5 protein-coding genes and 1 pseudogene are annotated in these 4,583 nt (G+C 68.2%); 4 read left to right on the top strand and 2 right to left on the bottom strand.

Annotation, left to right across the window (positions count from 1 at the left end):
• Together GOPIP_RS14555 and cobC are read right to left on the bottom strand one after the other, a co-directional pair.
• On the bottom strand, positions 1-680 hold a 680-nt coding region (locus tag GOPIP_RS14555), incomplete at its 3' end, for a Nif3-like dinuclear metal center hexameric protein (RefSeq protein WP_035728092.1).
• Between the two features lie 25 nt (positions 681-705).
• Positions 706-1,776 carry an Rv2231c family histidinol phosphate aminotransferase CobC gene (cobC, locus tag GOPIP_RS14550; protein WP_006370462.1) on the bottom strand — a complete coding sequence of 357 codons (1,071 nt, stop codon included), beginning with the start codon at positions 1,774-1,776 and terminating at the stop codon, positions 706-708.
• Positions 1,777-1,809: 33 nt separating this feature from the next.
• On the opposite strand from cobC, the gene GOPIP_RS14545 reads away from it, so the two are divergent.
• The 4 genes and pseudogenes from GOPIP_RS14545 to GOPIP_RS14530 all read left to right on the top strand — a co-directional run.
• Positions 1,810-2,493: an HAD hydrolase-like protein gene (locus GOPIP_RS14545; RefSeq protein ID WP_006370461.1), complete on the top strand. Its 684-nt coding sequence runs from the start codon at positions 1,810-1,812 to the stop codon at positions 2,491-2,493.
• Positions 2,486-2,968 (top strand): low molecular weight protein-tyrosine-phosphatase, encoded by a 483-nt coding sequence (locus GOPIP_RS14540; protein ID WP_006370460.1) that lies wholly within the window; start codon positions 2,486-2,488, stop codon positions 2,966-2,968. Before GOPIP_RS14545 ends, GOPIP_RS14540 begins: the two co-directional genes overlap by 8 nt.
• 119 nt (positions 2,969-3,087) lie before the next feature.
• Positions 3,088-4,119 carry an SURF1 family cytochrome oxidase biogenesis protein gene (locus GOPIP_RS14535; RefSeq protein ID WP_006370459.1) on the top strand — a complete coding sequence of 344 codons (1,032 nt, stop codon included), beginning with the start codon at positions 3,088-3,090 and terminating at the stop codon, positions 4,117-4,119.
• Positions 4,120-4,379: 260 nt separating this feature from the next.
• Positions 4,380-4,583, top strand: a pseudogene (locus GOPIP_RS14530) (HNH endonuclease); the annotation flags it as partial.

Genomic DNA, 4,583 nt, shown 5'->3' with positions numbered 1-4,583 from the left:
AAGGCAGGTTCCTCGTACGGGTGGGAGTCGCGCAACGCGGCGAGGACCGCAGCCCGCAGCCCTCGGGCGGCGACCATCTCCACGCGCGCTTCGTCCACGCGCTCCCGCTGCCCGATCTCACCGATGGTCGGATTGGCGCCCGGGGTCGGCTCGAACTGTCCGACGCCGACCACCGACCACGCGCAGTCGCGATAGTCACCGATCGCTCCGGCCCCCGCGGCGAACATGGCCTCGCTGACCTGTTCGGCGTTGCCCTCGGGCACCATCACCACCCATTTGTCGACGGGCGCCAGCGGTTCGGGATCGATCGGAGCGACATCTTGCAGTCCTAGTGCGGAGGCGAGCGCGTCGGACACACCGGGATCGGCCTTGTCGGCGTTGGTGTGGGCGGTGAACAGGGCGATGCCGGCCCTGATGAGCCGGTGGACGATGCGGCCCTTGTGTGTGTCGGCGGCGACCGACTCCACACCCCGAAGCAGCAACGGGTGATGCGCCACGATCATCCGGTAACCCTGCGCACATGCGACGGCGACCACGTCGTCGGTGACATCGACGCACACCAGGATCGGCCCGGCCGGTTCGCTCGGGTCCCCGCATACCAGCCCGACGGCGTCCCAGCTCTCCGCCAGGCGCGGCGGATACGCGGCCTCCAGCACCGCCACCACATCGGCGACACTCACCTCGCTCGGACCGTGACCCGTGTGCTCATGCGCTGCCAACGGTGATCTCCTCTCGCGCCCGGTCGAGCGCCGTGACCAGCCGATCGACCTGTGCCGCCGGGCGCACCGCCAACCGCAGGTGGTCGTCGGACAGTCCGACGAAGTTCGCGCAACTGCGCACCGCGATCCCCTGGCCCCGCAGGCTTTCTCGCACCGCCAGTGCACCGGGCATCTCGACGAGCACGAACGGCGCCGCGGGCGGCGCGCACGGGATCACGCCGACCTCGGCGAGTCGCGCGAGCAGATGGTCGCGTTCGATGGCGACGAGCTCGGCCTGCTCGGAGCAGAAGCGTTGCCCGTCGGGTCCGCAACAGGCGGCCAGCGCGGCGAGCGCAGGCGTGGACAGTGGCCAGGCGCGGCGCCCGGCCGCCGCCCGTTCGATCACCTCGGGCGCCGCGAGCAGGTAACCGGCGCGCAGTCCGGCCAATCCGAAAGTCTTGGTGACACTGCGTATCACGATGACGTCGTCGACTCGCCGGTCGGCCAGCGACTGCGGTTCGCGCGCCCCGGTCACCGGGTCGAGGGTCAGATCGGCGAACGCCTCGTCGACGACCACGAGGCGTCCGGGACGACGAAGCGCGTCGATCGACTCCGCGGGGTGCAGCACCGACGTCGGATTCGTGGGATTGCCGACGACCACGAGATCGGCGTCGTCGGGGATGTCGGCGGCAAGGTCGGCCAGCGGCGTGTCGGGCCGGCCGATGACCTGCGTGATCGGAATCCCCGCGGCCCGCAACACGAGTTCCGGTTCGGTGAACGACGGCTGCACCAGGGCCGCATGTGCCACACCCAGTTTCGGCAGCAGCTCGAAACCGTCGGAGGCGCCGGCGAGGAGCATCACCTCGTCAGTGGGACGGCCGTGCAGGTCGGCGATGATCCCGGTGGTGTGATCGGTCTGGTCGGTCGTCGGGTATCGGGCCAGGTCGTCAAGGGTGGAGGCGATGGCCGCCTGCACGAACGGCGGTGCGGCCCCACGAACATTGACGGCGAAATCGAGCATGCCCGCGGTGCTGTCCCGGTCGCCGTGCCGGTCGAGCGCATGCAGCCCGGATGTCATACCGACTGAGCCTACGTGCACCATGGGTTGGTGATGTCCCGACCAGACCCCACTGATCCCGACACCGTTCTGCTCGTCGATCTCGACGGGACGATCACCGACAGTTTCACCGGGATCGCCAACAGTTTTCGGCACGCCCTGACCGCTGTCGGCGCGCCACCGGCACCCGAGGCGGTGGTCGCCGGGATCGCCGGACCGCCGATGATCGACACCTTGCGCGAGCTCGGGCTCGACGAAGCCACCGCGAACGAGGCGATGCGCGCGTATCGCGCCCGTTACGTCGACGTCGGCTGGCTGGAGAACTCGGTGTTCGACGGCATGGACACACTCCTCGGCGATCTCGGCGCGTCGGGTCGGACGCTGGCCGTGGCGACGTCGAAGAACCAGACGACCGCGCGCGCCATCCTCGACCACTTCGGACTCGCCGGCCACTTCCGCGTCATCGCCGGCGCCAGCGACGACGGAACCCGCCGCCACAAACCCGACGTGATCGCCCATGCACTGGCACAATTGGACATATCGCTCGACCCGCACACACACCGACCCGCTCGTCCGGCGGTGATGATCGGCGACCGATCCCACGATGTCGAGGGCGCAGCCCGATTCGGCATCCCGACGATCCTCGTCGGATGGGGTTACGCTCTGGCCGGGGAGCGCGACGCTGCGGCATGGAGCGTCGATTCGATGTCAGATCTGCGCGAGGTACTCGGTGTCTGATCAACTACACATCTGTTTCGTCTGCACCGGCAACATCTGCCGGTCGCCGATGGCGCAGAACATCTTTGCCAAGGCGCTGTGTGACGCGGGGCTCGCCGACCGCGTCGAGGTGAGCAGCTGCGGTACCAGCGGCTGGCATGTCGGCGAGGCGGCCGACAACCGCGCGCGCACGGAGCTGCTGGCACACGGCTACTCCGACGCGCACGTGGCCGATCAGCTCGGGCCCGATCACATCGGTGCCGACCTGTTCGTCGCCGCCGACGCCGGACACGTCAAGGAACTCGAACGCAAACGACTGGGCGAGCGCACCCGACTGTTGCGCAGCTTCGATCCCGACGCGGGCGACGATCTGGATCTGTCCGACCCGTACTACGGCAACGCCGACGATTTCGCCGTCACCCGCGAGCAGATCGAGGCCGCGGTACCGGGCCTGCTCCAGTGGGCCCGCGAACACCTCGACGGCGCCACCGGCTGAGCCGACGCCGGTGCTGCCGTGATCGGGTACTGCGGCGCACGTCACGGCCGAATCCGGCATACCGTCACCAGACGCAGCCGGGGCTGCTGTGACGGTTGCCCACTAGGTACCGTTGTCCTATGCGCGCGCTGCGAAACATACGACCGGGGTGGATCGCCCTGATCATCGTTGTCGTCGCATTCGCGGCGGCATGTTTCATGGTGCTCGCCCCATGGCAGCTCGGTAAGAACTCCGCGACGTCGGAGCGCAACCATCTGATCAAGAGTGCCGTCGGCACTGCGCCGGTACCGATCAACGAGGTGGCCCCCGCCGGAAAGGGATTCGTTCCCTCGACCGAGTGGCGCGAGGTGACGATGACCGGAACCTACCTCGTCGATGACCAGGCCCTCGTCCGCCTGCGTTCGGTCGACGAGCGGCCGGCCATCGAGGTCCTCACCCCGTTCCGCATCGCGGGCACAGATCGCGTCCTGGCGATCGATCGCGGCTACGTTCGCCCGGACCAGAGCAACACGCCCGCGATCCCTGCGCCCCCGACGGGTGAGACGACCATCAACGCCCGCATCCGGGCTTCGGAGGGTACATCGGAAGGCCGCGGCGCGCGGACCGAGAGCAACGCGCTGACCATGTACACGGTCGACCCGACCCAGCTGGCCAAGGCGACCGGCACCCCGATGGACCCGTTCTATCTGCAGCTGTCGCCGAATCAACCCGGCTCACTCGGCGAGATCCCACTGCCACAACTGGATTCGGGCCCCTACCTCTCCTACGGCCTGCAGTGGCTGGCCTTCGGTGTGATGGCACCGCTGGGAGCCGGCTATTTCATCTACTCCGAGATTCGTCAGCGTCGGCGCGCCTCCGCCGCCAAGAAGGCCCACGCGGCCGAGGCCGCCGCCGGTCCCGACCCGACGACCCCCGACGACACCACCGGGCTCGACGTTGCCGCACAACCCGAGACGGCCCCACATCTGCTGACGCGATCCGAACGCCGCAAACGCATGCGCGAGGAACTGCGCGCAGCAGCCGGAACAACTACCGCGCCCGCCCCGGTCGACATCGACGAGCAATCGCCCGCCGGCATCGGCGTAGGACCCGACACCGAGCACCTGTCGTCCACGGTGCGCGACAAACTCACCGAACGCTACGGCGGCTGAGGCCACCTGGTGGTCGAGGCACTCCCCCATCGGCGGTAGCAGCGCCCGACCCGTGACGCACCAAACCTCCCCACTCGGTGGTCGAGGTGCGAGGCGCCCCAGGCGCCGAGCCTCGAGACCGAGCCGAACCGACGCTGGAACCCAACGAAGACTCACCCGAAAAAACTTTCGACAACCTCTTGCCAACCCGACAAACCCGGCATACACTCGAACACAACATCACACAAACACGTGTTCGCTAGCGCCGGGGGGTGACAATCATGGTCGACACCGCGTTACCCGACGACGCACTGCCGGACGTGTCGGGGTTGTCGACCGCCCAGAAACTTGCCCTCGCCCACCGTGTGGTTGATTCGCTGGCCACCGATGATTTGACCGGGCTGTCCAACGACGACCTGGTCACCGTCGCTCAATCCACCGAACAGTTGATCACCCGCGTCACCGTCCAAGGTGATCGGCAGATT

This window comes from Gordonia polyisoprenivorans NBRC 16320 = JCM 10675 (assembly GCF_000241325.1).
GTDB classification, from domain to species: Bacteria; Actinomycetota; Actinomycetes; order Mycobacteriales; family Mycobacteriaceae; genus Gordonia; species Gordonia polyisoprenivorans.
The sequence above is the reverse complement of the archived record's forward strand: the minus strand, read 5'-3'. Positions and strand labels throughout refer to the sequence as shown.